The following is a 26,061-nucleotide window of genomic DNA, read 5'->3' as shown; positions in this document are numbered from 1 at the left end:
CGGCCTGCTGCTATCCCTACCTTTGGGTGAATGAAGGTGGTGGATATGAGCGCGCAGGGTAATGTGGCGCCCATTATCATCAAGAAAAAGAAGGTCATGGGTGGCGAAGGCCATCACGGCGGCGCCTGGAAGGTGGCCATGGATTATTCCTTTCGTCGACAGTGCTTTGCACCTGGTTCGTGCCTGGGCGATCCAGGCGGTTTGCTGCCTTCTGACATATGCAGCGCCGGGGGGCGGGCTGCGCCATCCGCGAGGGATGCCGGGGCACCTTGGGGCCGAAACTGCTAACGAAACCCTAAACTCTGCCCACCGTTTATCTCGGATTTGAATGACTGCGGTTTTAGGCCCGTTTTTCCACGGTTTTCGTTTTATGAGCGGGGATCGTTTCGCGTTTGCCATCGCGCCCATAGGTCTCGAGCGTGTCGCGGGTCCGTTTGAGCGCGCGCAGCCGTTCGGCAACCGCTTTGATCCCGTCGCTCGCGCCGCGCAGCAGAGTCTGATTGAGGTCGAGAGCGGCGCGCAAACCGTGTAAATCGCCGGGTTGGATTGGGGCCTTGTCGAGCGCTGCTATCAGCGCCGCTTTGCGTTCGGCAAGCGCGGTCACGCCGGTCAGATCTCCATCGAGAAGCGCGCGCTGCTCGGCTTCGAGAAGATCGGTCAACTCATCGATCAGATCGGTCGTCGGCGCGCTACTCATCGGCCCGTCCCGCCATGGCCCGAAAGAAGATTTCGGCGAGCCCGATGCCGCCTTTGCGCACCATTTCCCGCGCGAGGATGTCGCGCTGAAAACTGGCGAAATGGTCTTCGTCGCCCTGGTCGCCGAACCCCTGGGTCGCCTTGCCAAGGCCGCTCGATTTCAGCATTTCCGCCAGAAACACCGCCTCGAGTTTTTCTGCGGCAGCGCGCCGGTCTGGTGCGGCTGTGGGCGATGAAATTGATGGCGCGGCAGGGGGCGCGGCCAATGGTAAAGAAGCGGTCACAGGAATGCCTCCAATTGATGGAACTTGGGACCAATAAACAGCAAAGCGGTAAAGAAGCGGTAACCAGCGACGGATATTCTGCACAGGTCAAATGACGGTGCCGGAGGCTGATCATGCAGGATTTTATTTCCCAGATACGGGGGGCGAATGTCGCGCCGCCTCAGGCCAAGACTGCCCCTTCCGTGCCCGGGGCGGCAACGCCGAAACAGCCTGCGAAAAGCCATGAGAGTTTTGAACATATCGTGAATCGCCGGGCCGAAAAAGGCGAGGAAACGCCTCAATCAGAGCCTGAGTCTCGCCTCGCTTCTGAGGCTGAGACGACATCGGCCGAGGTTGCAATTGAAGAGGTTCAGACTGTGGCCGAATCGCCAGATATGGGCGCTTCGCAAGATGGGTATGAGCGGCTGCGTGATCCTGCCACGCGGGCCACAGGAGCAGGTGAAGAGCTTCCTCAAGAGGCCTCGCACATCGCAGAGGATGACCTTCAGAACGCGGATGACTGGCAACCCCTGCCTGCACCTATGCAAACTGATGATACGACTGCAGCCATGACGCGAGTGTTGGAAATCGAAGAGGTGGCGGTGGGTCAGTCCCCTTCGGACCGGTTGAGCCGCGCCGCAGGAACGCCGTTTGAAGCCGTGACTGTCGCGCAACCGGCCCGAGCTATCAGGGACCCCGCACAAGATGGCAAAGCAGCTTCTCCGCCACTTGCCGCGGGCAGCGGCTTTGGACCCGCGCCCGCCGTGTCCGCCACGACTGGGGCGCCGTTTGATCTGCCTGAACAGTCAGGCGGCGAAGGGCGGAGCAGAGAGGACCCCACGGGGGATAGGGCGCAGCCCAGCCGGCCAGAGGCCGCGCCAAGGGCCAATCCGATAGCGCCCGCCACGGCCTTTGGGACCGGAGAGGCCAGTGAGGCCGCGCGGCGAGTGGCAGGCGATGCATCATCGTCGCCGGGCGATGGGGGCGAGCGTTCGCTGTCCGGTCTGACCGACATGCGATCGATCTCTGATCCTCTGCGGTTCGGGCCCGTGTCCTTACCACCCGGCAGCGCCACGGCGCAGGCCGCTGATATCGGTCAGCAGCTCGTCGCGCGGCTTGTCCGCGCGGGGCCGGACGGGCCGCGCATTCCGGGGCAGGTGGATCTTACGCTTAACCCGGCCGAGCTTGGGCGCGTCCGGCTGAGTATGGCACCGGGCGAGGCGGGTCTGGTGGTCACAATCCATGCGGATCGCCCTGAAACGCTGGATCTGATGCGCCGCCACAGCGAGCAGCTCATGCAAGAGTTCCGTCAGGCGGGATTTGAACGCGCCGAGCTGAGCTTTGGTGGCACAGGGTCAGGCCAGGCCCGAGATCAGATGCCGGATCAGGCAGAGCTTCTAGAGCTCGATCTGTCGGAGGAGGAGGGGCCGGTTGCGGTGCAGGCAGCGGCACAAGAGCTGCTCCTTTCCGACGGGCTGAACCTGCGGCTGTAACCATAGCTGGGCCTACAGGGCGCGCAATGATGAGGAATGGACACTGAATGGACGTTACCACCAGCACAACATCGACGGGTCAGGCCGCCCAATCCGGCCAGGCCAGCACACAGGCAGAAAGCGACAGCAGTTCGCGCGCGATCAGCGCGGATTTTGAGACTTTCCTCAAGATGCTCACGGTCCAGATGCGCAATCAGGACCCGCTGAACCCGGTAGAAGGCACTGATTTCGCGGTCCAATTGGCGACGTTCTCCACCGTGGAACAGCAGGTGCGCACCAATGACCTTTTGGGGGCGCTGGGCAATCAACTGGGCGGCCTCGGCTTTGGCCAATTGCTCGGCTGGGTGGGCATGGAGGCGCGGACCACCGCGCCCGTGGCCTTCGATGGCGCGCCGGTCGATTTGGTTCTGCCAGAGATCGCCCTGGCCGACCGGGCCGAGATGGTGGTGACCAATGCCCGAGGGGTTGAGGTGCAGCGCCAGACTGTCCCCGCCAGCGGCGGAGAGCTGACCTGGGTCGCGGTGGATGAGGATGGGGATCCACTGCCCAATGGCGTCTATACGCTGACGGTGGAGGGTTATGCCAGCGACGCCTTGCTCGGGTCGCAACCGGTGGAACATCGCGCCGATATCGTGGAGGCACGCCAGACCGCCCAAGGCACCCGTTTGCTACTCTCCTCCGGACAAGAGATCGCCGCTGAAGAGGTCATTGCCCTGCGCCGCAGCGAGTAACATACTGTAACAAAGGTTAAAATTCGCCGAAAATGCGACCTCGATGCAACAGTTCGCGAGAAGGCCGCAGCAATAAGGTTTACAGTTTTTTTCTGCCTTAAGCTGTGTAATAGTCACCGCGGAGCGTGGATTCTCACGCGCCTTTTTAAATGGTTTGGAGAGACGACATGAAAAAATTCGCAACCCTCGCCGCCGCCACCGCAATCGTTGCGGCAGCAGCAGCCCCCGTCGCGGCCAACGAAGCAAACGTGACTGCAGATCCGTTTGTATCTTCGCAAGGCGTGACCAACATCAGCGCTGGCGCTGTGGCTGCCGGTATCGCAGTGGCTGTCATCGCGATCGCCGCACTGGATTCCAGCGACGACACCTAAGCCGTCTCACGGTTTTGGAAGAGATAGGGAAAAGGCGGCCTTCGGGGTCGCCTTTTTTCATGGGCTGGTCATTGCGCTGTTCACCGAGTGTTGGTCATTTGAGGTGGCAGATCAAAGTCACCCCGGGCCCAGGTGCGGCGGGCTGCCCCTCCAGCCACGCTCGAATTCGACAGGATCTTTCCCGCCCACACCTTACCAGCCGCAGGCCCTATCCCCGGCAAAACGCGGACAGCAGGCAGGGCCCGCCAACCGAGGCGCCACAGCACCGCTCGCTCAGCGCAGCTGTTGGATCGAAATCGCCCCGCGCTCGGCGCTCAGCCATTGTTTTGAGGCGAGAATGCGCCCCGCGCCATCGACCTGGTAGATATTCTCGAAGGACTGCGCCTCACCGGTGCAGCTCTCGATCACCTTGGTCACCGTCGCGTTGATCTCACCCACCGCCATCTGCGAGGTCCCGCCCGTGCGGATGTCACAACGCATCCGGGTGGCGACCGTCAGGTTCTCACCATCGAGATGCCGGTACACCCGCACCGCCTGGCCCGCGCGGCGGGCACTCACCAGCCGCAGCGCCTCAGTGACATCGGCGGACATCAGATCACTGCCAATCGAGCGGCTCGCCGTGAGCATCCCATTGCGCAGCGTCAGGCTGCGCCGGTCGGCGGTGCCATAGGTCTCATAGGCCCCGTTTTGCTCGAGCTTTTGCATCACGGTCGTCACTTCGACCGAGGGCAGCGAGATCAGAATCACGCGCGCATCGGTGCGTTGCAACGCCGCGGCGGCCTCGGCCGAGACCTCTTCGGCACTGCGCGGCTGGGCCGAGGATTTGGTAAAGATGCCCTTCACAAAACCCGTCGTCTTGCCCGCCTCGGGCGCATTGCTGCACCCGGCCAAGAGGCCAAGGCCCACAAGGGCGGCCACGCGGCCCAGATCACCCAATTTACGCGACAGGGGCGCGGCGGTGCGGATCATATCGGTCATCTCCAGAATTTCCCCCAACCGCGCGAGAGCTGCGGATCATGCGTGTCGCGGATCCGCTCATAGAGCCGGTCCTCGACCTCAAGCCGCGCCCCGCCGTCGCGGGTGAGCGAGCGCAAGGTCGTGGTCGAACTGCGCTTGTTGGCGGTGCCGAGACCCCAGGCGAAGGGGATCGTGATGCGCAGCCCCTTGTCAAAGGAGCCCTCGCCAAAAGTGTCGGACGACACATTGGTCTTGGTGGCAAAGGCGCCGATCGACCAGCCATTGGCAAAGACCCGGTCGAGCGCCACGGTCGCGCCCCAATCCCCGGCGAGATAGCGCCCGACATCGAGCTGCCCGTGAAACCCGTAGCCCATGTCGAGATAGGCCGAGACATGGCCGTTCCATTCGGGGATCACCCCGGTGCCGGTGTTGCGGCTGCGCAGACCGAATTGTTGGTCGAAATCGCGCGGCTGGACATAGTTGATCTCGGCCCCGAGGCCGAGACGGCTCTCGACCGGTTTCCACAGCACCTCGCCCGAGACACCGGCATACATCCGTTCGAGATAACCGGCGGTCACCCGGCTATAGATATTCTCGGCGGGCCGCCCGTAATGGGCCAGCGTCAGGTGATCGATGGTCGGCGTGTCGGTGCGCGAATAGAAGGCCACGTTCGAGCGCACGCGCGGCAGGCCCGACGCGCCGGGGGGCGAGCTCTTGTCGAGATTGCCCACCAGTTTCTGCGAGACAGAGCCCGAAACCGCCCAGCCGGGGGCAAAGTGATACTTGGCCTTGGCCTGCACCCCGGCATTGGCGCGCACCGGGTTTTCCGGGTCGAACACGCTCAGCCGCAGAAAGGGCGAGACCGAATATTCAAACCGCGGCAGCGCCTCCTCATGATAGCTGAGCCCGGTGTCGAAGCGCCGTCCATCGCTGAGCGTGGTTGCCTCACGCATGGCCTGCGCCGGCGCGTTTTCAAGCCGCTCGAGATCGCTGCGCGGGAAGGTGGCGGCGGTGCTGGGCACGCCTTGGGTCATCAGCGTCACGGTCAGCGTCTCGACCGAGGCGGGCAGGGAGCGGGTCATCGCCCGCGCCGTCCGCCCAAAGGCCTGCGCGCGCATGTCATAGCGATGGTTGCGGATCTGCACATGCGCCTCGCGCCCACTCATCGACATCGCATGAAGCGAGATGCCTTCCTTCTCGAGCAGCGCGCTCAGCGTCTCTTGGCTCTGGGCGGTGGTGCTGGCCCGGCGCGCCGGATCGGTGCTCCAGCCAAGATCGGCGGCGCTCTGGGCCGAGCGCACCGCGACAGGCAGCGGCGCGGGCTCGAGCCCGCCTTTCACCGCCGGATTGCGCGGGTTCAGCGTCAGGGTCACGCTCGCGCCGATCTCATCGCCATAGAGCGAATAGGCGGCAAAGCGCAGCGCCTCGCTCGCCTTGTAGCTCACGCCAAAGTTCCACGGCGATTTGTGGTCGAGCGCGCCGTCACGCACCTCGCGGTCATAAGCGTCCGAGGAATATTCGACCGCAAACCCGAGCTTTTCGGTGGGCTGATAAGACAGGCCGCCAAAGGCCGCGACATCCCCCCGGAACCACCGGTCATAAGATGGGATGCCGCCCTGGCCGAGAAAACCGGTCTTGCGCGTCCCGGTACTGCCGATACTGCCATAGCTGCCAAGCCGCCCCCAGCCAAGCCCGGCGGTCAGCGCCAGCTTGCCCTGGGCAAAGCTCTTGGTGGCGACGATATATTCGCCGCTATAGATATTCGTTCCGGCAAAATCGCGCAGGCCGATGGACATGGCCGGGTGATATTTGCCCTCGTTCAGGAACCGGTAGCTGAGGTCAAAGCTGCGGTCATAGAGCGTGGTGAAGGTTGGCCGCCCCGGCGTCGGGACAAGCCCGCCAATCGCGCTATAGCGAAACGAGGCGTTGAGCCGTGGCAGCATCTGAAAGCTGAGCGTCGTGCGGGTGGTCTGATTGTTGCCACTGCCATAGATCGACACGGTGGTCGAAAGCTGGGCATCAGGGGCCACCTCGGCGGTGGGCATGTCGATGAGGCGACCGGGCACACCATAGATGTTTGTCTGTTTGGTGGTCAGGGGATCTGCCTGGGCCGTGGACATCGGCAAAACCATTGCGAGCGCAAGGCCCGCGGCACCACTGGTTAACGTCTTCAAGGCTCGACCATCCCTCTTGTCGGATACTGACACCTCCGCACCATAGGAAAACTTGGCGGCCGGGAACAGGGGGGATTGTGCAACTTTTAGATGTATCTCACCCTGTCGCAGAAATGCGACGATCGGCGGTGGATCTCGCTAGAAGAGCAGCCAGCCAAGCCCCGCCAACCCGAGCGCCCCGACAGCCCCGGCCATCCCGGCAAAGACCAGATCACGCCGGCGGCGGCGCGGCGGCGGGGGCGGCGACGGCATGCTGTGACGCATGAGGGCCGCTTCGACCATCTGCGGCAGTCGCGGTCCAAAGCGCGAGAGCACCATCGCCGTCTTGGTGAGATGCGTGGCCATCGCCCGGGGACCCAGCGAATCGCGGATGTAATTCTCGACCACGGGCTTCGCCACCTGCCAGATGTTGATCTGCGGATCGAGCGACCGCGCGACCCCTTCGACCACCACCATCGTGCGCTGCAAAAGGATCAGCTCGGTCCGCGTCTCCATGCCAAATCTCTCTGTGACCTCAAAGAGATAGCTCAGAAGGCTGCCCATGGAAATGCGGCTCGCATCCATCCCGAAGATCGGCTCGCCCACCGCCCGCAGGGCGCGGGCGAACTCGTCGACATCGCGGTCGGGCGGCACATAGCCCGCCTCGAAATGCACCTCCGCCACCCGGCGGTAATCGCGCTTGATGAACCCGTAGAGGATCTCGGCATAGACCCGGCGGGTGTATTCATCGATATGGCCCATGATGCCGAAATCATAGGCGATGATATTGCCGCTCGGCGCGACCTTGAGATTGCCCTGATGCATATCGGCATGGAAATACCCGTCGCGCAGCGCATGCCGCAGGAACAGCGACAGCACCCGCGCCGCCAGCGCCTCGCGGTCATGCCCCGCCGCATCGAGCGCCGCATTGTCGCCGAGCGGCACCCCATCGGCCCAGCCCATGGTCATCACCCGCCGCTTCGACAGCGGCCAGATGATCTCGGGCAGCTCGAACCCTTCGTCGCCCACCGTATTGGCGGCAAATTCCGATGCCGAAGACGCCTCGAGCCGCAGGTCGAGCTCGCCCAGAACCACCCCTTCGAAATGGGCGATGACATCGGTGGGCCGCAGCCGCCGCGAGGCGGGCGAGAGAAACTCGATCATCCCGGCGGCAAAGTAGAACGCATCGATGTCGCGGCGAAACGCCCGCTCGATCCCGGGGCGCAGCACCTTAACCGCGACCGGCGCGCCGCTGTCGCGCTGACGGGCCTTGTGGACCTGCGCGATCGAGGCGGCGGCCACCGGCTCGCTGAACTCGTCAAAGAGACTGTCGACCGGCGCGCCAAGCTCCTGCGCAACGCCGCGCTTGGCGATCTCGGTGGAAAAGGGCGGCAGCTGGTCCTGCAGCACGCGCAGCTCCTGCGCCAGCTCGGCCCCGACGAGATCGGGCCGCGTGCTCAGGATCTGACCGAATTTGATATAGGCTGGCCCAAGCGCGGTGAGCGCGCGCACCGCGGGCGGCATGCTCGGATCGCCCTTATAGCCGAGCCATTGAAAGGGCCAGGCGAGGCAACGCATCGTGCCCCGCACCAAGGGCGGCGCCTCCATGGCCTCCATGATAAGCCCCATCGCGCCGGTGCGCTCCATCGTGGCACCGGTCCGGATCAGCCGAAGAATATTGTGAGGCCCCCGCATTCAGAGCTTCCAGCCCGAATGCAGACAGGCGATGCCCAGGCTCAGATTGCGGTATTTCGCATTGCCGAACCCGGCCTCGCGCACCATCCCGAGAAACGTCTTCTGATCGGGGAATTGGCGGATCGATTCCACCAGATACTGATAGCTGTCGCGGTCGCCGGCTATCGCCTGCCCCATGCGCGGGATGATATGGAAGGAATAGAGGTCATAGACCTTCTGCATCATCTCATTGGGGATCTGGCTGAATTCGAGAACCATGAGACGCCCGCCGGGGCGCAGCACGCGATAGGCCTCGCGCAGCGCTTCTTCGGGGCGGGTCACGTTGCGGATGCCGAAACTGATCGTGTAGACGTCGAATGTGTTGTCGGCAAAGGGCAGCGCCATCGCATCCCCCACCACCCAGTCGAGACTGTCGGCCATCTGCGCCGCCTCGGCCCGCTTGCGCCCCTCGACGAGCATCGGCTCGGTCAGGTCGAGCACGGTGGCATGGCCGCTCCCGGCGCGGTTCAGGAACCGGAAGGAAATATCGCCCGTGCCGCCCGCCACATCGAGAAGCCGCTGCCCCGGGCGCGGCGCGAGCCAATCCATCATCGCATCTTTCCAGATCCGGTGGATGCCCATGCTCATCGCATCATTCATCACGTCGTATTTCGACGCGACCGAGCCAAAGACCCCCTGCACGCGCCCGGCCTTTTCGGCCTCTGGCACGGTCTGAAATCCGAAATGCGTGGTTTTCCCGCTCATGGGTCTTGCCCCCGGTGCTGTTTCGCCTCTTCTTATAGGCTGCGAGGCGGCGGTGACAATGCGCCGCCGTGAATTGTCGGCGCGACATGTCGCCGTGATCAGAAAGGCCCGCCATGCCCGAATTGCCCGAGGTCGAAACCGTGCGCCGTGGTCTGGCCCCGGTGATGGAGGGCGGCACCATCGCCCGCGCCGAGGTCAACCGCCCCGATCTGCGCTGGCCCTTTCCCGACCGCATGGCCGAGCGGCTCGCCGGGCAAAAGGTCACCGCGCTGCGGCGGCGGTCGAAATATATCCTCGCCGATCTCGCCTCGGGCGAGACGCTGCTCATCCATCTCGGCATGTCGGGGCGGATGCTGATTTCGGGCGATGCGCAGGGGCGGTTCGTCCATGATCACCCGGCACCCGAGAAACACGACCATGTGGTGCTGCATATGGCGGATGGGGCGCGGATCACCTTCAACGACCCGCGCCGCTTTGGCGCGATGGATATTCTGCCCACCGACGGCGCCGAGGCGCATCCGCTTTTGGCGGTGCTCGGGCCGGAGCCCTTGGGCAATGGCTTTCACGAAGAGTATTTCGTCGCCGCCCTCAAGACCCGGACAATGCCCGCGAAATCCGCCCTGCTGGATCAGCGAATCGTGGCCGGTCTCGGCAATATCTATGTCTGCGAGGCGCTGTTTCGGGCCGGGATCTCGCCGAAACGTCGCGTCAATAACCTGTCATCGGCGCGCATCGCGTCGCTGGTTCCGATCATCCGCGACGTGCTTGGCGATGCCATCGCGGCGGGGGGCTCGTCGCTGCGCGATTTCCGGCAGGCGGATGGGGAATTGGGTTATTTTCAGCATAATTTCGACGTCTATGACCGCGAGGGTCAGCCCTGCCGCCGCCCCGGCTGCGATGGGATCGTGGCCCGTGTCGTGCAATCGGGGCGGTCCTCCTTCTACTGCCCCCGATGCCAAAGATAGGTTGATCCGCGCCGTAGGGGTGATAAGAACACCCACCTGACAGGAACAAGCGAAAGCAAAATCCATGGCCTATGAGACGATCATCGTCGAAGTAGAAGACCACGTCGCCCTCATCACCCTGAACCGCCCTGACGCATTGAACGCTCTCAACGATCAGTTGCTGAGCGAGCTGGTCAAGGCGCTCGAGGACGCACAGAACAATGACAAGGTGCGCTGCATCGTGATCACCGGCTCGGAAAAGGCATTCGCCGCCGGGGCCGACATCAAGATGATGAGCGAGAAGAGCTTTGTCGATGTCTTCGCTGGCGATCTTTTCGGCCCCGAGGCCGAAGGCATTATGCGCATCCGCAAACCGATCATCGCGGCCGTCTCCGGCTATGCGCTGGGCGGCGGCTGCGAACTGGCGATGATGTGCGACTTTATCATCTGCTCGGACACCGCGAAATTCGGCCAGCCCGAGATCAACCTCGGCGTCATCGCCGGGATGGGCGGCAGCCAGCGGCTGACCCGCTTCATCGGCAAATCGAAATCCATGGACATGAACCTCACCGGTCGCTTCATGGATGCCGAAGAGGCCGAACGCTCGGGTCTGGTGAGCCGCGTCGTGCCCGCCAAGAAGCTGATGGAAGAGACCATGACGGCGGCCCAGAAGATCGCCGAGAAATCCATGATTGCCGTGATGGCGGTCAAGGAGGCGGTGAACCGCTCCTACGAGGTGCCGCTGCGCGAAGGTCTTCTTTTCGAGCGCCGCGTCTTCCAGTCGCTCTTTGCCACCGAAGACCAGAAAGAGGGCATGTCCGCCTTCGCCGAAAAACGCGAGGCCCAGTTCCGCGACAAGTGATCGCGCGGCGCTGCCCAAAGCTCTGAACCGGCGTCCCTCGGGGCGCCGGTTTTGCGTTGGCGGGGGCGAAAATGGCCACAGTCGCTTTGCCGTCGTAATACCGACGTGTTACCGACATGGGAATTTTGCGGTTTCCAAAGCCTCCGCTTTTCGCTATATGCCGCCGCTATACATGCGCGTGAGGCCCGCTCTGGCCAGAATCACACCGGCTGAGACCCTGCCGGATCGGGTTGTTTCTCGTGCAGCGACATTTGAAGATTGAACCCGAAGAAAAGGTCCAGACATCATGGCAAATACGCCTCAGTCCAAGAAACGCGCCCGTCAGAACGAGAAGCGTTTCGCCGTCAACAAAGCCCGCCGTTCGCGCATCCGTACCTACCTCCGCAAGGTCGAAGAGGCCATCGCGTCGGGTGACAAAGATGCCGCAACATCCGCCCTCCGCGCCGCCCAGCCCGAGCTGATGCGTGGCGTCACCAAAGGGGTTTTCCACAAGAACACCGCATCGCGCAAAATCTCGCGCCTGTCGGCTCGTGTGAAGGCTCTGGGCTGAAACCGCCCTTAAATCATTGATCGAAAAAGGCGTCCTTTGAGGACGCCTTTTTTGTGTGCGACACGGTCAGAGATTCTTTTCCACCAATCTATGAGTCAAGCGCGAAGATCAGTTGCCCGCTCCGCAGAGCGGTTGGTAACGTGGCCTTGCGATTCACGCTTGGGGGGACGAGCCGATTCCCGAATATGGCGCTGGCAGGGGATGCCTGGTGCAGTTCGGGACGGTAGGCCGATGTTTTCGGCACCTTATGGCGCGTCCGTGTTCCAGAGGCCCGCGGCTCGGGGATGGCCGTTATGCCCTCAACAGTGTTGTTTTTGGTAGGTGTGCAACCCCAGTTTCTGGGGCTCGTATGCTATTGCCATTTGACTGATGGAACAATGACCGCATCTGCGGTCCGTGGATCGTTTGGGAGTACCGGCATCACTGCCGGTTTGTATGAAACTGACGATCGTGGACCAAGGCATAATGACCAAAAACGAATGGGGCCAACTCAAGCAGGAACTGAAGAAAACAGTCGGCAGCAATAACTTTACCACGTGGATTGCACCGCTCGAGCTCGACGATGTCGCGGGCGAGGTTGCGTCCTTTGCAGTGCCCACCAGCTTTTTCGGAAACTATGTCGCCCAGACCTTTGGCGATCAGATTCTCTATCATCTGCGCGCCATCGATCCATCGATCCGCCGGGTGAATTTCGCGGTGCCCAGCACCGCCTCCAACGATCCGCAAGCGCCGCGCCGGGCCCCCGCTCCGCGCCCCAAGGCCGCGCCGTCCGAGCCCGCCGAGACCATGGCCGACACGCGCATTCCGACCGCGCCGCTCGATCCGCGGTTCAAGTTCGACACCTTCGTCGTGGGCAAGCCGAACGAGCTCGCCCATGCCGCCGCCAAGCGCGTCGCCGAAGGCGGCCCGGTGACCTTTAACCCGCTGTTTCTCTATGGTGGCGTCGGTCTTGGTAAAACGCACCTGATGCATGCCATCGCCTGGGAGCTGCAGGAGCAGCAGCCGGGGCTCAATGTGGTCTATCTCTCGGCCGAGCAGTTCATGTACCGCTTTGTGCAGGCGCTGCGCGAACGCAAAATGATGGATTTCAAGGAAATGTTCCGCTCTGTCGACGTGCTGATGGTGGATGATGTCCAATTCATCGCCGGCAAGGACAGCACGCAGGAAGAGTTCTTTCACACGTTCAACGCGCTGGTCGATCAGCGCAAGCAGATCATCATTTCCGCCGATTGCGCGCCGGGCGAGATCGAGAATCTCGAAGAGCGCATCCGCTCGCGGCTGCAATGCGGGCTGGTCGTCGATCTGCACCCGACCAATTACGAACTGCGTCTCGGCATCCTGCAGAGCAAGGTCGAATATTACCGTGGGCAATACCCGGATCTGATGCTGGCCGATGGGGTGCTCGAATTCCTCGCGCATCGCATCACCAAGAACGTGCGCGTTCTCGAAGGCGCGCTGACCCGGCTCTTTGCCTTTGCCTCGCTGGTGGGCCAGGAAATCACCCTCGAACTGACGCAGGATTGTCTCGCCGATGTGCTGCGCGCCTCTGAGCGTCAGGTGACCATCGAAGAGATTCAGCGTCAGGTGTCCGAGCATTACAACATCCGCCTCAGCGACCTCGTCGGCCCGAAACGCCTGCGCGTCTACGCCCGGCCCCGTCAGATGGCGATGTTCCTGTGCAAGCAGATGACCTCGCGGTCGCTGCCGGAAATCGGGCGTCGTTTCGGCGGGCGCGATCACACCACCGTCATGCATGGGGTGCGCCGGATCGAAGAGCTCAGCCGCAAGGATGTGCAGATTGCCGAAGATATCGAGCTTCTGCGCCGTACATTGGAAGAATAAGGCACGCAAAGCGGCGGGCCTCTTGACGCCCGCCCGCTAACGTCCCAAAAAACCCACAAAAGTCTTGAGTGGCAGGGTGAAGCTGATAACTTGCCCTTCCCGACGCCCCAGGGCGTCCACCGAGGGAGCATGGCATGAAGTTCAGCATCGAACGGGGCATTCTGCTTAAGGCAGTGTCGCAAGCGCAATCCGTGGTCGAGCGCCGCAACACGATCCCGATCCTGGCCAACGTGCTGATCGAGGCCGAAGGCGACACGGTGCAGTTCCGCGCCACCGATCTCGATATCGAAGTGGTCGACAAGGCCCCGGCCAAGGTCGAACGCGCCGGGTCGACGACGGTTTCGGCGGTCACCTTGCATGAAATCGTGCGCAAGCTGCCCGATGGCGCGCTTGTCACGCTGACCGATGACGGCGCCGCCGGGCGGCTCGCGGTCGAGGCAGGCCGGTCGAGCTTTAACCTCGCGACCCTGCCGAAAGAAGATTTCCCGGTGATGGCCAGCTCGGAATATGCGTCGAATTTCTCGGCCAAGGCGCCGGTGCTGCGGCGGCTCTTCGACAAGTCGAAATTCGCCATTTCCACCGAAGAAACTCGCTATTACCTCAACGGCGTTTACATGCATGTGTCGGATGGCGATGGCGGCAAGGTGCTGCGCTGTGTGGCGACCGATGGTCACCGTCTGGCCCGGATCGACGCCGATCTGCCCGATGGTGCGGGCGACATGCCCGGCGTGATCGTGCCCCGCAAGACCGTGGGCGAGCTGCGCAAGCTGCTTGACGATGATGACGCGGTGATTGCCGTGTCGGTGTCGGAAACCAAGGTGCGCTTTGCCACGCCCGAGATCACCCTGACCTCCAAGGTCATCGACGGCACGTTCCCCGACTACACCCGCGTCATTCCGCAGGGCAACACCCGCCGTCTCGAAGTGGACGCGGCCGAGTTTGCCAAGGCGGTCGATCGTGTCGCCACCGTGAGCTCGGAACGGTCGCGCGCGGTCAAGCTGGCGCTGGATGAGGATCGCCTGATCCTGTCGGTCAACGCGCCCGACAGCGGCGCCGCCGAAGAAGAGCTCGCCGTGGCCTATGGCGATGAGCGGCTCGAAATCGGGTTCAACGCGAAATATCTGCTGGAGATTGCCAGCCAGGTGGACCGTGAAAACGCCGTGTTCATGTTCAATTCCTCCGGCGATCCGACCTTGATGCGCGAAGGCAATGACACGAGCGCCGTCTATGTGGTCATGCCGATGCGCGTCTGACGCGGTTTGGACTGTACCTGTTTTCGGCAAGATGAAGGGCCGTAAATGGCCGGGCTTTATCTGTCAGAGTTGAAGCTGTCGCATTTCCGGTCTCATCTGGGATCGGCGTTGCAGCTGGACCCGAGGCCGGTGGCCATCCATGGCGACAATGGCTCGGGCAAGACCAATCTGATCGAAGCGGTCTCATTGATTTCGCCGGGGCGCGGGCTGCGCCGGGCGGCGGCGCAGGACATGGGGCGGCAGCCCGAGGCGCTCGGCTGGAAGCTGCGCGGCGTGTTGCACAGCCTGCATCAGGTGCATGAGCTCGAAATCTGGTCCGAGGGCGGCGCGGCGCGGCAGACACGGATCGACGGCAAACCGGCGGCGCAGGTGGCGCTGGCGCGGATTGCGCGGGTGCTCTGGCTTATCCCCTCGATGGACCGGCTCTGGATTGAGGGCGCCGAGGGGCGGCGGCGGTTTCTCGACCGGATGGTGATGAGCTTTGTCCCCGATCATGCCGATGTGACGCTGGCCTATGAAAAGGCGATGCGCGAACGCAACCGCCTGCTCAAGGATCAGGTGCGGGACGGCCATTGGTATGTGGCGCTTGAACGGCAAATGGCTGAGGCCGGGCTTGCCATACAGGCCAATCGTCAGCGGGTGATCGACCGGCTCGCGCAGGCGCAGGAGGGGGCGGCGACGGCTTTTCCGGCCGCCGATCTGACGCTTGAGATGGCCGAGGGGGCACTGCCCGACGGAGAGGCAGAGTACCGCGATGCGCTCTCTGAGGGGCGGCGGCGGGATTTGGCGGCGGGTCGGACGCTTCTGGGGCCGCATCGGGCGGATTTGCAGGGCGTCTATGCGGCCAAGGGTGTCGCGGCCAAGGATTGCTCGACCGGCGAACAGAAGGCGCTCTTGGTGTCGCTCATCCTCGCCAATGGGCGGGCCTTGCGCGAAGATTTCGGCGCGCCGCCGATCCTGCTTCTGGATGAGGTGGCGGCGCATCTGGATGCGGGGCGGCGGGCGGCGCTCTATGACGAGATCTGCGCGCTCGGATCGCAGGCGTGGATGACCGGCACCGGGCCCGAGCTTTTTGCCGAACTCGGCGCGCGGGCGCAGCATGTGGAAGTGCGCGAAACTGCCGGGGCCTCCGAGGTGGTGCAGGTCGGTATCTGAGCCGCCCCGAGCTGGTCGGAAATAGTCGTGTCACTTGCGTGACAATCCCCCCCGAACCCCGTATAAAATGGCCAAACGAACAAGGGATGTCCGAATGTCCGAGGCAGCAGCCGCGCCGGAAGAATATGGCGCAGATTCGATCAAGGTTCTCAAAGGGTTGGAGGCGGTCCGTAAGCGCCCCGGCATGTATATCGGTGACACCGATGATGGCTCTGGCCTGCATCACATGGTCTATGAGGTGGTGGATAACGGCATCGACGAGGCGCTGGCCGGTCATGCCGACCATGTGACGGTGACGATCCACGACGATTCCAGCGTTTCCGTGAGCGACAACGGCCGCGGTATTCCGGTCGATCTCCATGAGGAAGAGGGCGTCAGCGCCGCCGAGGTCATCATGACCCAGCTCCATGCGGGCGGCAAGTTCGACAGCAATTCCTACAAGGTGTCGGGCGGTCTGCATGGCGTCGGCGTCTCGGTGGTCAACGCGCTGAGCGATTGGCTCGAGCTGCGGATCTGGCGCAATGGCAAGGAACATGTCGCCCGGTTCGAACGTGGCGACACCGCAGAGCATCTCAAGGTCGTGGGCGACGCCAATGGCCGCAAGGGCACCGAGGTGCGCTTTCTCGCTTCGACCGATACGTTTTCCAATCTCGAATATAGTTTCGAGACGCTGGAACGACGCCTGCGCGAACTGGCCTTTCTGAATTCCGGCGTGCGGATCATCCTGCGCGACGAACGCCCCGCAGAGCCGCTCGAGACCGAGCTGCATTACGATGGCGGCGTCAAGGAATTCGTCAAATATCTCGACCGGCACAAGAGCCCGATGATTCCCGAGCCGATCTTTATCACCGGCGAGCGGGACGAGATCGGCGTCGAAGTGGCGATGTGGTGGAACGACAGCTATCACGAGACGGTGCTGCCCTTTACCAACAACATCCCGCAGCGCGATGGCGGCACCCATATGGCCGGGTTCCGTGGCGCGCTGACCCGGACGATCAACAACTACGCCCAGTCGAGCGGCATCGCCAAGAAGGAAAAGGTCAACTTTACCGGCGACGACGCGCGCGAAGGGCTGACCTGTGTTCTGTCGGTCAAAGTGCCCGATCCGAAATTCTCGAGCCAGACCAAGGACAAGCTGGTGAGCTCTGAAGTGCGCCCGGCGGTCGAAGGGCTGATGAACGAAAAGCTCAACGAGTGGTTCGAAGAAAATCCCAACGAGGCCAAGATGATCGTCGGCAAGATCATCGAGGCGGCGCTGGCCCGCGAGGCGGCGCGCAAGGCGCGCGAGCTGACCCGGCGCAAAACCGCGATGGATGTGAATTTTCTCGCAGGCAAGCTCAAGGATTGTTCCGAAAAGGACCCGTCTAAGACCGAGCTGTTCCTCGTCGAGGGTGACAGCGCGGGGGGCTCTGCCCAGACCGGGCGGGACCGGGGCACGCAGGCGATCCTGCCGCTCAAGGGTAAGATCCTTAACGTGGAACGCGCGCGGTTCGACCGGATGCTCGGCAGCCAGGAGATCGGCAATCTCGTGATGGCGCTCGGCACCGGCATCGGCCGGGACGAGTTCAACATCGACAAGCTGCGTTACCACAAGATCGTCATCATGACCGACGCCGACGTGGATGGGGCGCATATCCGGACGCTGCTGCTCACCTTCTTCTATCGGCAGATGCCCGAGCTGATCGATGGCGGCTATCTCTACATCGCGCAGCCGCCGCTCTACAAAGTGTCGCGCGGCAAGTCCGAGGTTTATCTCAAGGATCAGGCCGCGATGGAGGATTACCTCATCGAGCAGGGCACCGACGATGCGATGCTGCGGCTCGGCACCGGCGAAGAGATCACCGGGCGTGATCTTGTCCGCGTGGTGGAAGAGGCGCGGCAGGCCAAGCGGATCATCGAGGCGTTTCCGACGCATTACCCGCGCAATATCGTCGAACAGGCGACCATCGCCGGGGCGTTTTCCGAAGGCCGGGCCGATGCCGATCTGCAAGGCGTGGCCGATGCGGTCGCCGCGCGTCTCGATCTCATCGCGCTCGAATATGAGCGCGGCTGGACGGGCCGGATCACTCAGGATCACGGCATCCGCCTGACCCGCATGCTGCGCGGTGTCGAAGAGGTGCGCACGCTCGACGGTCCGATCCTGCGCGGGGGCGAAAGCCGTCGCATCGGTCAGATGACCAAGGTGCTGCAGGATGTCTATCGCACGCAGGCGACCCTGGTGCGCAAGGACCGGGTGCAGGCGATCAACGGGCCTCTGGATCTCCTGGATGCGATCCTCAAAGAGGGTGAAAAAGGCCTGTCGCTGCAACGCTACAAAGGTCTTGGCGAGATGAACCCGGATCAGCTCTGGGAAACGACGCTCGACCCTGAGGCGCGGACGCTGTTGCAGGTCAAGGTCAATGACGTGGCCGAGGCGGATGACCTCTTTACCAAACTGATGGGCGATGTGGTCGAACCACGCCGCGAGTTCATTCAGGAAAACGCTCTGAACGTCGAGAATCTGGATTTCTGATCCTCGTCACGTTCGCAAGCTATCGGGACGGCGCGCGGATTTTCGCGCGCCGTTGTCGTTTGTTCGGCTGCGATTGGGGTTCGAATCTATAAGTGAGCGTTATGAACTTAGCAGGTTCGCCCATAGAAAGGTCATTATCTGAGCGCCAGCATCGGCATTTCCGAAAGTCGCATTCGGAAGGCTAAAAAAGATTTCCCATTAATTAGGAAAAACCAGAAATCGCTGGAATCGACCGGCAACGCGCCTTGCGCGAACGGGGAGGTTGACCCTCTAATGGTGGCAATAACCAATAGGGAGTCAAAAAAATGATGCAGTCCTTTATGCGCAGAACCGTTCTCGGCGCGCTGTCGGCGGTGGCTTTGGCCGGCCCGGCGCTCGCTGACAAAGTGACGATGAACCTCGGCTATGCCGCGCCGGAGAAATCCGTTTATGGCGTGTTTGCCGACCTCTTTAACAAGCACCTGACCGAGCTCACCAATGGTGAGATCGAGATCAAGATCCGCTGCTGCGGTCAGATTTCGTCGGAAGACACTGCCTTCAAGGCGATGCAGCTCGGCACGGTCGATGCCTATGTGATCACCACCAACAATATCTCGCCGCACTGGCCGCTGATGGATGTGACGGTGCTGCCCTACATCTTCCAGAGCCCCGAGCATATGCTGGCGGTCTCCGCCGGTCCGGTGGGTGAAAAGATGCAAAAGATGATGCAGGAGGCGACGAGCCTGCATCTGGTGGCCTTTGGCGGGCCGCAATATCGCGATTTCTACAATTCCAAGCGCGCGATCAACACGATGGCCGATATGGAGGGTCTCAAGATCCGGGTGCCCAAGAACGAGGTCATGCTGGCCACGTTCGAAGCCTTTGGCGCCGAGCCTGTGCCGCTGGCATGGTCGGAAACCCCCACCGCATTGCAAACCGGCACCGTCGATGGTGGCGACAATGGCACGACCTTTATCCGCGACATGAAGTTCTATGAGTTTGAAGAGCACCTCGTGATCCTCGAACATTTCATGTCGATGGCGCCGCTGATCGTGTCAGATGTGTTCATGCGCAAGCTGAGCGAGGAGCAGCGCGCCGCCATGTATGAGGCGGGCCGTCGCGCCAGCAAAGAGCATACCGAGATTGTGCTCAAGGAGCTCGAAGAGGTTCGGACCTGGCTGGTCGAAGAGGGTGGCATGAAGATGACCCGTCCCGACAAGGCCGAATTCATCGCCGCCGCCCAAGGCGTGCAGGAAGAGTTCGCCCAAGATCGCGACGATGAGTTCCGCGCGCTTCTGGCCGAGATCCGCGCTGCTGCCGAGTAATCGCGCAGCCTGACCGATAGCCGGGGGCGTGCTGCGCCTCCGGTTCCTCATCGGCGGATAGAGATCAAAGGCCATGGAAGGCCCGATCCCACCGCCGACATTCCGAAAGGGAGATCAATGGGACTGTTTCGCTGGTTGGAACGTCACCTAGAAGAGGCCCTGTGCTGTATCGCGCTGAGCGTGATCGCCTGTAGCGTCTTCTTTCAGGTTGTCATGCGCTATGCCTTTGGCTCGGCGCCACATTGGACCGAAGAGGTCGCGGCCTTTTCGATGGCTTGGGCCGTCTATATGGGCGCGGCGTTCTGTGTGCGCGAAAGGTTTCATATTCGCATCCTCGTCGGCGCAGCCTCCTTGCCCGGACGGCTGCCGATCTGGATGATTTTCCTCGCCGATCTCTGTTTCGCCTTTTTCGCGGCCTTCATGATCAAGGTCGGGATCGAGTATCTCGGTGTGCTGTGGAAATATCCCAGCCGCACCGCGAGCCTCGGCATCAATGAATTCTATCCGCAGAGCGTCATCGTCATCGGCTATGCGCTGATCCTGCTGCGTCTGGTTCAGCTTTATGTCCGCTGGTGGATGAATGGCCGCCAAGGCTATCCGAGTGTTCGCCCCGAAGACATGGGGCTGGAGCCGTCTGAAGATGCTGCCACGGAGGGTCACCTGTGAGCCCGCTTATTATCGTTCTTCTCGCCTTCCTGATCCTGACGCTGATCGGGGCGCCGCTCTTTGTGTCGGTGGGGCTGGCCACGGTGCTGGCCATTTTCCTGATCGACATTCCCTACACGCTCATGGCGCAGACGGGCTATACCAGCCTGACGCCCTTTCCGCTGCTGACCATCCCGCTCTTTGTCCTCGCCGGACGATTGATGGAAGTGGGCGGAATGGCCAACCGGATGATCGCTATCGCCACGCGGCTCGTCGGGGCCTATCGCGGGTCGATGGGGATCGTCACGGTCTTTGCCTGCATGTTGTTCGCGGCGCTGTCGGGCTCTGGCCCGGCGACCACAGCTGCCATCGGGTCGGTCACGGTGCCGGCGATGAAGCGCGAAGGCTATGACGTGCCTTTCGCCGCCGGTATCGCGGCAAGTGCTGGCGCGCTCGGCAGTCTCATTCCGCCCTCCAACCTGCTCATCATCTACGGTCTGGTGTCCGAAACCTCGATCCCGCGGCTCTTTCTCGCAGGGGTCATTCCGGGCATTCTCGTGACGCTTTTGCTGGTCGCGGTGACATTCATCATCTCGGTGCGCCGTGGCTATGGCGGCACCGAGGCGCGGTTCACATGGCGGCCGTTTCTTAACGCGATGTGGGACGGCAAATGGGCCATTGGCGCGCCGGTGCTGATCCTTGGCGGGATCTATGGCGGCATCTTCACGCCGACCGAGGCGGCGGCCGTGGCGGTGTTCTACGCACTCTTTGTCGGTCTCTTTGTCTACCGCGAGCTGACGATCAAGAAGGTGATCGATTCCCTGCGCTTCACCGCGCTGCTGACCGGTATCCTGATCCTCTTGACGCCGACGCTCGCCTTTGGCCAGCTCACGGCGTTTTATGATGTGCCCGCGACGATCGAGACGGCGATCACCTCGATCACGTCGAGCCCGTTCCTCGTGCTGCTGCTGATCGGAATCTTCTACATCTTCATCGGCACGTTTATGGAATCCATCGCGCAGGTCATCCTTTTCACCTCGGTGTTCCTGCCGCTGGTGACCTCGCTCGGGGTTGATCCCGTGCTCTTTGGCATCTTCACCGTGATCACCTGCGAGATCGGATTCCTCACGCCACCGCTTGGGGCCAACCTGACGGTTGCGGCGCGGGTGTCCGGGGTGACGATGGAGAAGATTTCCGTCGCGGTTCTGCCGTTCATCGGGGCCTATATCGTGGGGATGATCATCCTGATTCTCTTCCCCGATTTGACCCTCTTCCTGCCCAACTGGTTCTACGGGCTCTCACGCTAGGGGTTTGTCATGTTCGATACCGTTCTCAAAAATGGCGTCATTTATGATGGGTCGGGTGGCCCGCCGCTGCGTGGTGATATCGGGCTGCGGGGCAACGCGATCGAGGCCATTGGCGATATTGGCGAGGCGGGTGAGGCCGAGGTGATCGATGTCGGGGGCTTGGCCATTTCGCCGGGCTTCGTCGACATGCACACCCATTCGGATTTCACGCTCATCGCCGATGGTCGGGCCGAAAGTCAGGTCCACCAGGGCGTCACCACCGAAGTGGTGGGGCAATGCGGGCTCAGCTGTGCGCCGGTCTGCAACCATGGCGACATCCGGCATGTCTCGCCCTGGTATACCGAGCATGATCACCCCAAATGGCTTGGCTTTGGACAGTATCTCGACGCGCTGGAGAACACTGCGCTTGGCGTCAATGTGATGGCCTTTGTGGGCCATGGCACGGTGCATCGGGCGGTGCTCGGCAATGAGCTGCGCGCGGGCGAACCCGACGAGGTGGAGGAAATGGCCCGCCTCGTGGATGAGGCGATGGATCAAGGGGCCGGGGGGCTCTCATCAGGGCTCGAATATTGGCCGGGGATCATGGCCGCGCCCGATCATCTCGTTCCGATGTGCGAGGTGGCGCGCAAACATGACCGGCTCTATGCCACCCATGTGCGCAACCGCGACACGCAATATGATCTGGGCTTTGCCGAGGCGCTGGCCACGGCGCGGCAATCGGGGGCCAAGCTGCAAATCTCGCATATTCAGCCCAAGTTCGGCGCGCCGGATTATGCGATGGAGCATACGCTCGAAATGATCGACGTGGCGCGGCGGCATGATGTCGACGTGGCTTTCGACGTGATCCCGCATGATTGGAACAACACGCTCATGGCGGCGATCTTGCCGAAATGGGCGCAGGCGGGCGGCGTCGATGAGGTGCTCAAACGGCTCGCCAATCCCGAGGATCGCGCCCGGATCAAGGCCAACCCCAAACCTATGTGGCTCATCGTCAAGGCCGAGAAATGGTCGGATATCGTCCTGCTCAAATCGGATGCCAACAAGGAACTGGTGGGCGCGGATCTGGCCGAGATCGGGCGGATGCGCAATTGCCACCCCTATGATGTGGTGCTTGATCTGTTGCTCGAGGATGGGCAGAACATGATGAACGTGTTCTGGGCGTCGAAATCCTTTCAGGACCGCGATGTCGAGCTCTGCTTGCAACAGCCCGAATGCGCGGTGATATCGGACACGATCGCGGCGGCCTCTGATGGCATCCTCAAGGATGCGGTGGGGTCGATCACCGGCTATGGCTGGGCCGCGCGGTTCTTGCAATATTACGTGCGCGACCGGCAGGTTCTATCGCTGGCCGATGGCATCCGGCGGATCACTGCGGTCCCGGCAGAGCGTCTCGGCATCAAGGATCGGGGGCGTCTGACCCGGGGGGCGCGGGCCGATATCTGTGTCTTTGACCCCGAAGCGATCACCAGCCATGCCACCGCCAAACAGCCGCGCCGCTATGCGACGGGGGTTGCACATGTTCTGGTCAACGGCAAGTTTGCCATGCGCGATGGCCAGCGTCAGCCGGTGAACGCGGGTGAAGTTCTGCGCCACTGATCCAAGCAGGTGAGAGAGACCATGACCGAGATAACCGTTTTCGAGGCGCGCAAGATCCTCACCATGGACCCGAACCGGCCCGAGGCCACCCATGTGGCGGTGCGCGATGGCTATATCCTCGCGGTGGGCGATGCGGCCTGCGCGGATCAATGGGGCGGTGGCCGCCATGACCGGAGCCTTGCCGACAAGGTTCTGACTCCCGGTTTTGTCGAAGGTCACGCCCATATTATGGCAAGCGCCATGTGGAGCTATGCCTATTGCGGCTATCACGACCGGACCGACCCGGATGGCAGGCTCTGGCCGGGGCGCCAGACGATCGAGGAGGTGGTGGCGGGGCTCAAGGATTATGCCGCGACACTGCCCGAGGGCGCGCCGATTGTCGGCTGGGGGTTCGATCCGATCTTTCTGACGAGCGAGCGGCTCAACCGCTCGCATCTCGACGAGATCAGCCGCGACCGACCGATTGCGATCATCTTTTCCAACTTCCACCTGCTCTGTGCCAACAGCAAGGCGCTGGAACTCGCGCAATATGACCGCGACACGAATGTCGAAGGCGTGCTTCGGGATGCGAGCGGTGAGCCCACGGGCGAGTTGCAGGAAATGGCGGCGATGTTCCCGGTGATGCGCCGTCTTGGCATCGATTTTTCCGATCTGGGCCGCAAGGACGAGGTCATCCGCCGTTTTGGCGATGTGGCACGGCGCGAGGGCGTGACCACGATGACCGACCTCTTTGCCACGCTCGAAGACGAGGATGTGGCCCGGATGGTGCGCGTCACCTCAGAGCCGGGCTATCCGCTGCGCGTGGTGCCGGTGATGGGCGCTGTGGGTGACACAGCCGAAAACATCGCGGCGCGGGCCAAGGCTTTGCGGGCGCATTCGACGGATCGGCTGCGTCTTGGGGCGGTCAAGCTGATGACCGATGGCTCGATCCAGGGCTGGACGGCGCGGGTCAAATGGCCCGGCTATGTCGGTGGCCAGCCCAATGGCATCTGGAACCTCGCGCCCGAGCAGATTTTCGAGCTCTGCGAGGTGATGCATCGCGAGGGTGTGCATATGCATATCCATGTCAATGGCGATGAGGCCTCTGAGGTGGTTCTGGACGCCATCGAGGCGGCGGCGCGCAAGGCCTCCTGGCCGGGGCATCGCCATGTGCTGCAGCATTGCCAAATGATGGGACCGGACCAGTTCCGCCGCTGCCGCGAGCTGGGGCTGAGCGTCAACATCTTTGCCAATCACATCTGGTATTTCGGCGACCAACATGCGGCGCTGACCATCGGCGAGGATCGCGCCCGGCGGATGGATGCCTGCCGCAGCGCGCTTGATGCGGGGCTCAATGTGGCGGTGCATTCGGACGCGCCAGTGACGCCCTTGGGGCCGCTTTTTACCGCCTGGTGTGCGGTCAACCGGTTGACGGGATCGGGCCGGGTGCTTGGCGCGGCGCAGCGGATCAGCGTCGCCGAGGCGCTCTATGCGATCACGCTCGGCGCGGCGCAGACGCTCAAGATGGACGACGAGATCGGGAGTATAGAATGTGGCAAACGGGCCGATTTCGCGGTGCTGGGCGATGACCCGCTGATGCTCGCGCCCGAGGCGCTCAAGGATGTGCCAGTGCATGGCACGGTCTTGGGGGGCGAGGTGCATCTGCTGTGACGGAACGACTGCCGCTGACGGTCATTGGCGGGTATCTGGGCGCGGGCAAGACGACGCTGATCAACCGTCTTCTGGCGGCGGATCACGGGCTTCGCATCGTGGTGCTGGTCAATGATTTCGGGGCGATCAATATCGATGCCGAGCTTTTGCAAAGTGCCGATGAGGATACGCTCACGCTGACCAATGGCTGTGTGTGCTGCACCATGGGGGCGGATCTTTTTCAAGCGGTGGGCAAGGTGCTCGACCGGGCGCCGCGGCCGGATCATCTGGTGATCGAGGCCAGCGGCATCGCTGATCCCGCGCGCATCGCCCGCGTGGCCCAGAGCGAGCCGGATCTGAGCTATGCCGGGATTGTCACGGTGGTCGATGCGCAGGAGTTCGAGAGGCTCCATGCTGACCCGCTCATCGCGCCACAGATTGCCGGGCAGGTCGCCTGCGCCGACATGGTTCTGGTCTCCAAGGCAGACAGTTTGCCGCCCGCCTTGGCCGAGAGGTTGCAGGGGCTGAGCGGCCGTCCGCCGCTTTTGACCGACAATGATCTGGCGCTGCGGCTGCTGCTTGACCGGCACCCGCATCGGTTGGACAGAGGCGAGAGCACCGGGCATCCGGCCTATACGCGCTGGCACGGGACGACTGAGAGGGTCCTGTCGCGCGACGATCTGCGCGATCTACTCGCACGGCGCCCCGAGGCGGTGTTTCGGCTCAAGGGGTTTCTGCCTGCGCCCGAGGGGTTTTGGGAAGTGCAGGTGGTGGGCCAACAGGTTGAACTGCGCCGCAGGGCGGGCGATGTAACGCCGGGCGTGGTGGCCATCGGGCTGCACGGCGCGCTGACCAGCGAGGCCTGTGACCTGTGGTGGCAGGTAAACGGGGGCCACGCGGACCCCGCCTGAGGGTATCGCGCGAATTGACGCCAAAAATTCATGCGAACTCTGTTGACTCACATTTGCGGACTCCCTAGCTATACGCCGTTAGCACTCGGAGGGACTGAGTGCTAACGGCCCGGATCCGGGCCATAGGGAGTAACTTTGAGCCTAAGGAGCCTCGAAGATGGCATTTAAACCGCTGCATGACCGCGTGCTTGTTCGCCGCGTTGAAAGCGAAGAGAAAACTTCTGGCGGGCTGATCATCCCCGACAGCGCCAAGGAAAAACCCAGCGAAGGCGAAGTTGTTGCTTGTGGCGACGGCGCCCGCAAAGACAGCGGCGAGCTGATCGAGATGGCTGTGAAAGCCGGTGATCGCGTGCTGTTCGGCAAATGGTCGGGCACCGAGATCACGATCGACGGCGAAGAGCTGCTGATCATGAAAGAGAGCGACATTCTGGGCGTAATGGCCTGATCA

Annotated in this window: 23 protein-coding genes and 1 pseudogene; 18 read left to right on the top strand and 6 right to left on the bottom strand. The window is 62.5% G+C overall.

The genetic code is table 11. The annotated features are described in order from the left end of the window. Window positions 1-45: 45 nt before the first annotated feature. Window positions 46-138: pseudogene (locus ISM_RS18510) on the top strand (chemotaxis protein MotB); the annotation flags it as partial. A 202-nt stretch (window positions 139-340) separates the two neighbouring features. On the opposite strand, the gene ISM_RS05835 reads toward ISM_RS18510, so the two are convergent. Then, complete coding sequence (locus tag ISM_RS05835; protein WP_254655654.1) at window positions 341-661, bottom strand: flagellar biosynthesis protein FlgN; 321 nt, start codon at window positions 659-661, stop codon at window positions 341-343. Window positions 662-689: 28 nt separating this feature from the next. After that, window positions 690-863 carry a hypothetical protein gene (locus ISM_RS18505; RefSeq protein ID WP_009813197.1) on the bottom strand — a complete coding sequence of 58 codons (174 nt, stop codon included), beginning with the start codon at window positions 861-863 and terminating at the stop codon, window positions 690-692. 1,145 nt (window positions 864-2,008) lie between these two features. Between ISM_RS18505 and ISM_RS18380 the strand changes: the two genes are divergently transcribed. The 3 genes from ISM_RS18380 to ISM_RS05815 all read left to right on the top strand — a co-directional run bounded on the left by ISM_RS18380 (window position 2,009) and on the right by ISM_RS05815 (window position 3,554). Continuing rightward, window positions 2,009-2,452 carry a flagellar hook-length control protein FliK gene (locus tag ISM_RS18380; protein WP_217622866.1) on the top strand — a complete coding sequence of 148 codons (444 nt, stop codon included), beginning with the start codon at window positions 2,009-2,011 and terminating at the stop codon, window positions 2,450-2,452. A 47-nt stretch (window positions 2,453-2,499) separates the two neighbouring features. Continuing rightward, on the top strand, window positions 2,500-3,183 hold the full coding sequence (locus ISM_RS05820) for a flagellar hook capping FlgD N-terminal domain-containing protein (protein ID WP_009813195.1): 684 nt from the start codon (window positions 2,500-2,502) through the stop codon (window positions 3,181-3,183). Between the two features lie 167 nt (window positions 3,184-3,350). Continuing rightward, window positions 3,351-3,554, top strand: a complete 204-nt coding sequence (locus tag ISM_RS05815) for a hypothetical protein (RefSeq protein WP_156783323.1) — start codon at window positions 3,351-3,353, stop codon at window positions 3,552-3,554. A 273-nt stretch (window positions 3,555-3,827) separates the two neighbouring features. Here the strand turns inward: ISM_RS05815 and ISM_RS05810 are convergent, their stop codons facing one another. From ISM_RS05810 to ubiE, 4 genes are all read right to left on the bottom strand, one after another. Further along, window positions 3,828-4,532 carry a YjbF family lipoprotein gene (locus ISM_RS05810; RefSeq protein ID WP_009813193.1) on the bottom strand — a complete coding sequence of 235 codons (705 nt, stop codon included), beginning with the start codon at window positions 4,530-4,532 and terminating at the stop codon, window positions 3,828-3,830. Further along, window positions 4,529-6,631: a YjbH domain-containing protein gene (locus ISM_RS05805; RefSeq protein ID WP_009813192.1), complete on the bottom strand. Its 2,103-nt coding sequence runs from the start codon at window positions 6,629-6,631 to the stop codon at window positions 4,529-4,531. Before ISM_RS05805 ends, ISM_RS05810 begins: the two co-directional genes overlap by 4 nt. Before the next feature lie 192 nt (window positions 6,632-6,823). After that, window positions 6,824-8,359, bottom strand: a complete 1,536-nt coding sequence (gene ubiB, locus ISM_RS05800) for a 2-polyprenylphenol 6-hydroxylase (protein WP_009813191.1) — start codon at window positions 8,357-8,359, stop codon at window positions 6,824-6,826. Beyond that, a complete protein-coding gene (gene ubiE / locus ISM_RS05795; RefSeq protein ID WP_009813190.1) occupies window positions 8,360-9,103 on the bottom strand; it encodes a bifunctional demethylmenaquinone methyltransferase/2-methoxy-6-polyprenyl-1,4-benzoquinol methylase UbiE in 744 nt (247 codons plus the stop codon). Between the two features lie 113 nt (window positions 9,104-9,216). Here ubiE and mutM point away from each other — a divergent pair, with 113 nt between their 5' ends. The 14 genes from mutM (at window position 9,217) to ISM_RS05725 (ending at window position 26,058) form a co-directional block, all read left to right on the top strand. Next, the gene (gene mutM, locus ISM_RS05790) at window positions 9,217-10,068 is read left to right on the top strand and encodes a bifunctional DNA-formamidopyrimidine glycosylase/DNA-(apurinic or apyrimidinic site) lyase (protein ID WP_009813189.1); all 852 of its coding nucleotides are present in this window, start codon (window positions 9,217-9,219) and stop codon (window positions 10,066-10,068) included. A 64-nt stretch (window positions 10,069-10,132) separates the two neighbouring features. Further along, window positions 10,133-10,909, top strand: a complete 777-nt coding sequence (locus ISM_RS05785) for an enoyl-CoA hydratase (RefSeq protein WP_009813188.1) — start codon at window positions 10,133-10,135, stop codon at window positions 10,907-10,909. A gap of 286 nt (window positions 10,910-11,195) precedes the next feature. Beyond that, window positions 11,196-11,459, top strand: coding sequence for a 30S ribosomal protein S20 (gene rpsT, locus ISM_RS05780; protein ID WP_009813187.1), 264 nt, complete (start codon window positions 11,196-11,198; stop codon window positions 11,457-11,459). Window positions 11,460-11,924: 465 nt separating this feature from the next. Then, window positions 11,925-13,301: a chromosomal replication initiator protein DnaA gene (gene dnaA, locus ISM_RS05775; protein WP_040617888.1), complete on the top strand. Its 1,377-nt coding sequence runs from the start codon at window positions 11,925-11,927 to the stop codon at window positions 13,299-13,301. Window positions 13,302-13,435: 134 nt separating this feature from the next. Further along, window positions 13,436-14,554 carry a DNA polymerase III subunit beta gene (gene dnaN, locus ISM_RS05770; protein WP_009813185.1) on the top strand — a complete coding sequence of 373 codons (1,119 nt, stop codon included), beginning with the start codon at window positions 13,436-13,438 and terminating at the stop codon, window positions 14,552-14,554. 45 nt (window positions 14,555-14,599) lie between these two features. Further along, entirely contained in the window at window positions 14,600-15,709 is a 1,110-nt protein-coding gene (gene recF / locus ISM_RS05765; protein ID WP_009813184.1) for a DNA replication/repair protein RecF, read from the top strand. 94 nt (window positions 15,710-15,803) lie between these two features. Next, window positions 15,804-18,221 carry a DNA topoisomerase (ATP-hydrolyzing) subunit B gene (gene gyrB / locus ISM_RS05760; RefSeq protein ID WP_009813183.1) on the top strand — a complete coding sequence of 806 codons (2,418 nt, stop codon included), beginning with the start codon at window positions 15,804-15,806 and terminating at the stop codon, window positions 18,219-18,221. A gap of 305 nt (window positions 18,222-18,526) precedes the next feature. Continuing rightward, window positions 18,527-19,525 carry a TRAP transporter substrate-binding protein gene (locus ISM_RS05755; protein ID WP_009813182.1) on the top strand — a complete coding sequence of 333 codons (999 nt, stop codon included), beginning with the start codon at window positions 18,527-18,529 and terminating at the stop codon, window positions 19,523-19,525. Window positions 19,526-19,642: 117 nt separating this feature from the next. After that, window positions 19,643-20,191, top strand: coding sequence for a TRAP transporter small permease (locus tag ISM_RS05750; protein WP_009813181.1), 549 nt, complete (start codon window positions 19,643-19,645; stop codon window positions 20,189-20,191). Further along, entirely contained in the window at window positions 20,188-21,477 is a 1,290-nt protein-coding gene (locus tag ISM_RS05745; RefSeq protein WP_009813180.1) for a TRAP transporter large permease, read from the top strand. The genes ISM_RS05750 and ISM_RS05745 overlap by 4 nt, the downstream gene beginning before the upstream one ends. A gap of 9 nt (window positions 21,478-21,486) precedes the next feature. Continuing rightward, entirely contained in the window at window positions 21,487-23,073 is a 1,587-nt protein-coding gene (locus ISM_RS05740) for an N-acyl-D-amino-acid deacylase family protein (RefSeq protein WP_009813179.1), read from the top strand. 21 nt (window positions 23,074-23,094) lie between these two features. After that, window positions 23,095-24,723 (top strand): amidohydrolase, encoded by a 1,629-nt coding sequence (locus tag ISM_RS05735; protein ID WP_009813178.1) that lies wholly within the window; start codon window positions 23,095-23,097, stop codon window positions 24,721-24,723. After that, the gene (locus ISM_RS05730; RefSeq protein ID WP_009813177.1) at window positions 24,720-25,613 is read left to right on the top strand and encodes a CobW family GTP-binding protein; all 894 of its coding nucleotides are present in this window, start codon (window positions 24,720-24,722) and stop codon (window positions 25,611-25,613) included. The genes ISM_RS05735 and ISM_RS05730 overlap by 4 nt, the downstream gene beginning before the upstream one ends. A 157-nt stretch (window positions 25,614-25,770) precedes the next feature. Next, window positions 25,771-26,058 carry a co-chaperone GroES gene (locus ISM_RS05725; RefSeq protein ID WP_009813176.1) on the top strand — a complete coding sequence of 96 codons (288 nt, stop codon included), beginning with the start codon at window positions 25,771-25,773 and terminating at the stop codon, window positions 26,056-26,058. Window positions 26,059-26,061 lie beyond the last annotated feature (3 nt).

The sequence above is a fragment of the Roseovarius nubinhibens ISM genome (assembly GCF_000152625.1).
Classification (GTDB): Bacteria; Pseudomonadota; Alphaproteobacteria; order Rhodobacterales; family Rhodobacteraceae; genus Roseovarius; species Roseovarius nubinhibens.
The sequence above is the reverse complement of the archived record's forward strand: the minus strand, read 5'-3'. Positions and strand labels throughout refer to the sequence as shown.

What these genes read in the sequence shown, in the direction of transcription:
- ISM_RS18505 (WP_009813197.1), bottom strand. Translation starts at nt 863, where the DNA reads ATGCTGAAATCGAGCGGCCTTGGCAAGGCGACCCAGGGGTTCGGCGAC.
- ISM_RS05820 (WP_009813195.1), top strand. Translation starts at nt 2,500, where the DNA reads ATGGACGTTACCACCAGCACAACATCGACGGGTCAGGCCGCCCAATCC.
- ISM_RS05815 (WP_156783323.1), top strand. Translation starts at nt 3,351, where the DNA reads ATGAAAAAATTCGCAACCCTCGCCGCCGCCACCGCAATCGTTGCGGCA.
- ISM_RS05810 (WP_009813193.1), bottom strand. Translation starts at nt 4,532, where the DNA reads ATGACCGATATGATCCGCACCGCCGCGCCCCTGTCGCGTAAATTGGGT.
- ISM_RS05805 (WP_009813192.1), bottom strand. Translation starts at nt 6,631, where the DNA reads ATGTCCACGGCCCAGGCAGATCCCCTGACCACCAAACAGACAAACATC.
- ubiB (WP_009813191.1), bottom strand. Translation starts at nt 8,359, where the DNA reads ATGCGGGGGCCTCACAATATTCTTCGGCTGATCCGGACCGGTGCCACG.
- ubiE (WP_009813190.1), bottom strand. Translation starts at nt 9,103, where the DNA reads ATGAGCGGGAAAACCACGCATTTCGGATTTCAGACCGTGCCAGAGGCC.
- mutM (WP_009813189.1), top strand. Translation starts at nt 9,217, where the DNA reads ATGCCCGAATTGCCCGAGGTCGAAACCGTGCGCCGTGGTCTGGCCCCG.
- ISM_RS05785 (WP_009813188.1), top strand. Translation starts at nt 10,133, where the DNA reads ATGGCCTATGAGACGATCATCGTCGAAGTAGAAGACCACGTCGCCCTC.
- rpsT (WP_009813187.1), top strand. Translation starts at nt 11,196, where the DNA reads ATGGCAAATACGCCTCAGTCCAAGAAACGCGCCCGTCAGAACGAGAAG.
- dnaA (WP_040617888.1), top strand. Translation starts at nt 11,925, where the DNA reads ATGACCAAAAACGAATGGGGCCAACTCAAGCAGGAACTGAAGAAAACA.
- dnaN (WP_009813185.1), top strand. Translation starts at nt 13,436, where the DNA reads ATGAAGTTCAGCATCGAACGGGGCATTCTGCTTAAGGCAGTGTCGCAA.
- recF (WP_009813184.1), top strand. Translation starts at nt 14,600, where the DNA reads ATGGCCGGGCTTTATCTGTCAGAGTTGAAGCTGTCGCATTTCCGGTCT.
- gyrB (WP_009813183.1), top strand. Translation starts at nt 15,804, where the DNA reads ATGTCCGAGGCAGCAGCCGCGCCGGAAGAATATGGCGCAGATTCGATC.
- ISM_RS05755 (WP_009813182.1), top strand. Translation starts at nt 18,527, where the DNA reads ATGATGCAGTCCTTTATGCGCAGAACCGTTCTCGGCGCGCTGTCGGCG.
- ISM_RS05750 (WP_009813181.1), top strand. Translation starts at nt 19,643, where the DNA reads ATGGGACTGTTTCGCTGGTTGGAACGTCACCTAGAAGAGGCCCTGTGC.
- ISM_RS05740 (WP_009813179.1), top strand. Translation starts at nt 21,487, where the DNA reads ATGTTCGATACCGTTCTCAAAAATGGCGTCATTTATGATGGGTCGGGT.
- ISM_RS05735 (WP_009813178.1), top strand. Translation starts at nt 23,095, where the DNA reads ATGACCGAGATAACCGTTTTCGAGGCGCGCAAGATCCTCACCATGGAC.
- ISM_RS05725 (WP_009813176.1), top strand. Translation starts at nt 25,771, where the DNA reads ATGGCATTTAAACCGCTGCATGACCGCGTGCTTGTTCGCCGCGTTGAA.